This window comes from Noviherbaspirillum sp., from assembly GCF_036846085.1.
Lineage (GTDB): Bacteria > Pseudomonadota > Gammaproteobacteria > Burkholderiales > Burkholderiaceae_D > Noviherbaspirillum.
The window spans coordinates 1-4,433 of the sequence record NZ_DAIUCO010000348.1 but is presented as its reverse complement, the minus strand read 5'-3'; the positions used below and the strand labels follow the sequence as shown (position 1 = coordinate 4,433).

The window sequence follows — 4,433 nt, the reverse complement described above, 5'->3', positions numbered from 1 at the left end:
GATGATGAAAGTGACTGACTTTCATCATCAACCCGCCCCTCGTTTATTCGGCAGCGGATACTACAAGTCGAACTGTACTTTCACGCAAGTGATCCTGTGCTCTTTAGCGGACGTCTCTGCCTCTTCTGCAGTTTCGTGCTGTGTGAGCAGATAACGTTCCTTGGCATGCGGATCTGGATTCGCGTATATATTCAGATGCAAATGCTTCTGCTCCGGCAAATTTTCGAGAAAGCGCGCACCGTTTTCCGATAGTCGTCCGTCCAGGGTAAAAACCGTCATGACGCTGTCGTCACCAATATAACCGTGCACCTTGTAGATGGGATGCCGTGCCTTGGTGGTCACAATTTCCACAGGCTGCTTCGTCGTTACGGTGCGTACCGGTTTTGTGAGATCAAGTGGCGCAACCTCCGGATGTGCAACGCTAGCGGCAGTGGTGTCGCTTTGCCACTGCGACTCCCGTTTTGACTCCGGATGCGAAATCGAATCGTTCAAGCCGGTGTCTCGAGCCGGCGACTCGGTATGACGGGCTTCATTCAATTGACGCGTTTTATCCAAATCCGGCTCTGCGTGCGCGGCAGCGGATGCATGCGCCGACGCAGTATAGCGCCCGGTGCCGGCGGTTCTCGTTTCAACGTGGGATGTACGGGCCGATACCGGTGGCCGATCGAACGTCTTCTTCGGCACATTAAACGTAATTTCATAGTTGTAGAGCTGCTCGTCGGTCATGTCCGGATAGGGAGCCGGATGCCCGCCGTCTATCGTTCGATACCCGACCGCCGATTCGCGCTTGCCTAAAATGGCGCCTAGGATACTCACCTCAATCTCCTTCTGTTTCATTCCATATCACCTACTGAAATCGACTTGCGCCATCAGCATAACGACCTGCGTCGGCTTCCCTCTGCGTCGATATCCGTCGCCGGTCTATCAAAGCCTTCAACGTTCATCGAAACGTAACCGCCTACACAAGACACATGCTTTGTCGATCATGTCAAATACCGGTCATACGACCTTGCAAACGGGTTGAGGTTCGGACATCGAGCAGGCGATGGTCTCAAATTCGTAACAGTTTGCCGCCTCGAAACAAAACAGCGGTCCAAAACACTGGTCGAATTAATTACTGTTTTTTCATACAGTACTGTGTTAAATTACAGTTGTTTCGTGCTTACAAGAAATAATAAGGAGAGTAACCATGGCAAATCTGAATCACACTTTCAGCACCCGTTTCGGTCTCGAATACGCACCTGCTTCTTTTGTTATCCGCTTCGGCAGAAGAGAAATATTTGTCTGCCGGGACTTCCGCAAACGCTATTACAGAGTCAATCCTGTAGTCGATTGCAGCACAGGGATTGAGCCAGGTCATATCGAGGTGCTCCTACTTAAAAAATGGCTCCTGATCCTGTCGAAAGCACGCTATTGCTGATTCTGGCGAGTTACACACATTTCCTGTGATCAACTTTGTGGATAACTGTGCTGAATTTATCCAAGCCTTTGATCTACAAAGTAATTTCGGCTCTGATTAAAATCAAGGCATATCGTAATAGCGATCCTTTCGAGCCGCTGCGCATGGAAAATCGTGGCTATGACAAGCCATATGCGAAAGCTGGAAGCAATCAAGAGTGCCTGCTCGAACGCGTTGAATGGGCAACCGGAAGGCAATGATGCTTTCCACAGCATGGTGGACCCAGCAACGGTCCTGGAGATGGCGACGGCGATCGAGTCGCTACTGACCTATGTTGAAAAGACGGATGATCTTACCGCGCGAGAACTTGCACGAGAGATCGTGCACAGGTTCAGTAGCGACAGACCTGAAGGTGGTGTTTGACGCAGCGCTGAAACACTCCTGCGTCAAACGTCCGACTTGAATACAAGTGCAACTTTGCTTGCTGAATTCCTGCCAGGTTTTGCTACTTGCCGCTAACCGGACAAACGACTGGCTAGCAAGGCGACTAGCCCAAAATCATCAGGTTCTCAGCGGCTTGAAGGCACTTTGGTTTTCAGCACTCGCAAACTCCGCCTCCTGATTGTTCGCCGCCTGCATTACCGCATCCTTCACCAGCTCTGGCGCGACGGCAGGAAGCTTTTCATTCAGTTCGGATAACGGCATCAGGCTGTTTTCGCCTTGGTCCCATTGTTCATACACTTGCGTAATCTGTTTCCAGATCGCAGCCTGGCTGGTATTCATCGTCATATCGCCTCCGTGCCAACGTTGTCAGGTTGATTGGAAAGCGCCTGCCCGAAACAGTTCGCGATTTGCAAACTGCCTAACCGGATTGCACGAAGAAAAGAAGGCTGGCTGCAAAAGCGCTGAAGTGAAAAGCTACCGTTTCCAACACGACTTGATCACGGCGAACATCGCATGCGAGCGCAGATTGGCAATGGAAGTTCTTTTTGCTCTGTCGCAGAACGCATATTGAATGAAGCCCTTGCAAGCATTAGTCGAATGCAGGGGGTTCAGTATGCGAACTGCATCTCCTGGACGAATATAAGCTTAAGCTGAAATAGAAATTTCAGAATGCTGGCTTGGCCTTAAGAAAGGCCTGCACCCGGCTTGGTCATATCCTGAATGCATTTCGGATGGATCGGAACTTCCCCTTCCGCAAGTTTCCATACCTGAAGCATGTCATAGCCGCTGGTCGCTATCAATACGCCGTGCTCTTTGCACAATGCCTCCAGTGCGGCCAGAAAATTTTCGTAATTCGGATTTATCATTCCCTGATCTCAAAGCGCCAACCACAGTCGACACTCTAAGTTGTTCTGCCAAGAAATTCCAGTCACGCGATTTCATTCATTATGGAATGAAAAACACTTGTAGCGCATGTACTACATTCAATGCAATGAGTGCATGAAATGTTACCTCGCTCAACCATGACATCCAGCTACCGGTTCAAGTATCGGTCCCGGGTAACAAGAAACAGGAGGGTATTTTCAAAGTCGCTGATTTCACGACGCAAAAAGGAACTGTCAGCAAAACATCCCGCACACATGCGCCCTCAATTAAATTGAGCCGCCCCTATCCAAACAAGAAACAATCAATTCTCACCACATTGGAAAATCGCCTTCAGTCAGGGACGATTAGAAAGCAAGACGCTTGCTCATGAATACGGCGCTGGCGGGGCAAATGGCCGAAAACTCCTTGGTCTTCTTGATGGCATACGGGGCCGCATCTCTTGAATGCACTACATACCCCAATGATCCGAATAGAGAACACGCGGTGCTGGTAAGCAGATAAAGCTCACGTACCCCTTCTCTGGCCGCATACAGTTCGGCTTCCCGGATAAGCCGCTTGCCATATCCGGCAGAGCGGACATGCTCGGCAACTGCGACGGAACGAAGCAAGCCTGCAGCACCGTACAACTCCACACCTGCCACGCCTACTAACTCGGTCTCATTCCAGAAACCGAGAAAGTGCTGGAAGTGTAATTCCGTCAGGTCTTCTGTGGGCAGCCCACATGCAGCCAACAATGTTGTTGCAGCCGCTTTAGGCGGCGCCGGCATGAAATGCATGGATATCTACAGTGGTTTGATTGATGTCCCGAGTGAGAACACAGCAGATCACGGGCAACCGATCTTACGCTGCTCTTGCTCGATTTCCGCGTGATCTGAACGGAGCGATTCCATGGTGCTTATGCTTCCTCCCGCCCGCTGGCGCAACCTGATTGATTCCAGCGTTCTGGCCAAGCGGTCACATGTTCCATCCACTTTCGCTCCCTTACCTTCTGCTTTCAGACTGGATACAACCGTCTTTCCAGAGTGCGGTGGAGTCGATTCAGAAGTCAGCGCCGGCTGTCCGTTTCCAGGTCCTGATGTTGCTGGCTTCGAAGTTTCAAACAAGGCGGCATGGCGTTGGCGCTTCTCCATTTCGGCCACACACTCGTTTTCAATCCTTGCCCGGATCTCGGGCGCGGTCCCTCTCGTGCGATAGACCGATTCCACAAGACTTCTCTCGGAAGAATTTCCGGCCGTGCTCAATGCCTGCTCAAAAGTAGCCCCACCCTCGCGCCTCCATGCAATTTTCAATGATTCGGCACCGAGTCGTTTGCAGGAAGGGTGTGCGACGTCAGGCGTATTCTTTGCATTATCGTTCGCTGCGACGCCTGTCACTTTCTTCGCCTCTCCTGTCGAGCAAGGTCGATCCTGATACGCATTTCCGCACCGGTACAGGGTTTGAGCGTTCGATTCATCCTGAAGGCCAAACATCACCAAAGTCAAACAACCGATGACGACAATATTCTTCAATTTTTCGTTCCTAACGTATCAGTTAGTGATTGGAATTCATCTCGTTGTTCGGCCGTCATGGCAGCGGCAATCGCCATATCCAATCAGGGATCGGCTGAGACGGTCAGAGTGTCGGCGATTGTGAATGAAATGGCAAGTATCGTCTGACCCCATGCCAGAGAACGATCGACTTCATGCGAGACAACGATCTTCTCGAT

Annotated in this window: 6 protein-coding genes; 2 read left to right on the top strand and 4 right to left on the bottom strand. The window is 50.9% G+C overall.

Translation table 11 applies throughout. The features are described 5' to 3' along the window. Positions 1–60: 60 nt before the first annotated feature. Positions 61–837 carry a hypothetical protein gene (locus tag V7080_RS24310; RefSeq protein WP_334190957.1) on the bottom strand — a complete coding sequence of 259 codons (777 nt, stop codon included), beginning with the start codon at positions 835–837 and terminating at the stop codon, positions 61–63. 352 nt (positions 838–1,189) lie between these two features. On the opposite strand from V7080_RS24310, the gene V7080_RS24305 reads away from it, so the two are divergent. After that, complete coding sequence (locus V7080_RS24305) at positions 1,190–1,420, top strand: hypothetical protein (protein WP_334190956.1); 231 nt, start codon at positions 1,190–1,192, stop codon at positions 1,418–1,420. A 171-nt stretch (positions 1,421–1,591) separates the two neighbouring features. Next, entirely contained in the window at positions 1,592–1,822 is a 231-nt protein-coding gene (locus tag V7080_RS24300) for a hypothetical protein (protein ID WP_334190955.1), read from the top strand. Positions 1,823–1,960: 138 nt separating this feature from the next. On the opposite strand, the gene V7080_RS24295 is transcribed toward V7080_RS24300, so the two are convergent. The 3 genes from V7080_RS24295 to V7080_RS24285 all read right to left on the bottom strand — a co-directional run bounded on the left by V7080_RS24295 (position 1,961) and on the right by V7080_RS24285 (position 4,236). Beyond that, a complete protein-coding gene (locus V7080_RS24295; protein ID WP_334190954.1) occupies positions 1,961–2,188 on the bottom strand; it encodes a hypothetical protein in 228 nt (75 codons plus the stop codon). A gap of 884 nt (positions 2,189–3,072) precedes the next feature. Next, positions 3,073–3,504, bottom strand: coding sequence for an arsenic resistance N-acetyltransferase ArsN2 (gene arsN2 / locus V7080_RS24290; RefSeq protein WP_334190953.1), 432 nt, complete (start codon positions 3,502–3,504; stop codon positions 3,073–3,075). A gap of 48 nt (positions 3,505–3,552) precedes the next feature. After that, positions 3,553–4,236, bottom strand: coding sequence for a hypothetical protein (locus V7080_RS24285; RefSeq protein ID WP_334190952.1), 684 nt, complete (start codon positions 4,234–4,236; stop codon positions 3,553–3,555). Positions 4,237–4,433: the final 197 nt, after the last annotated feature.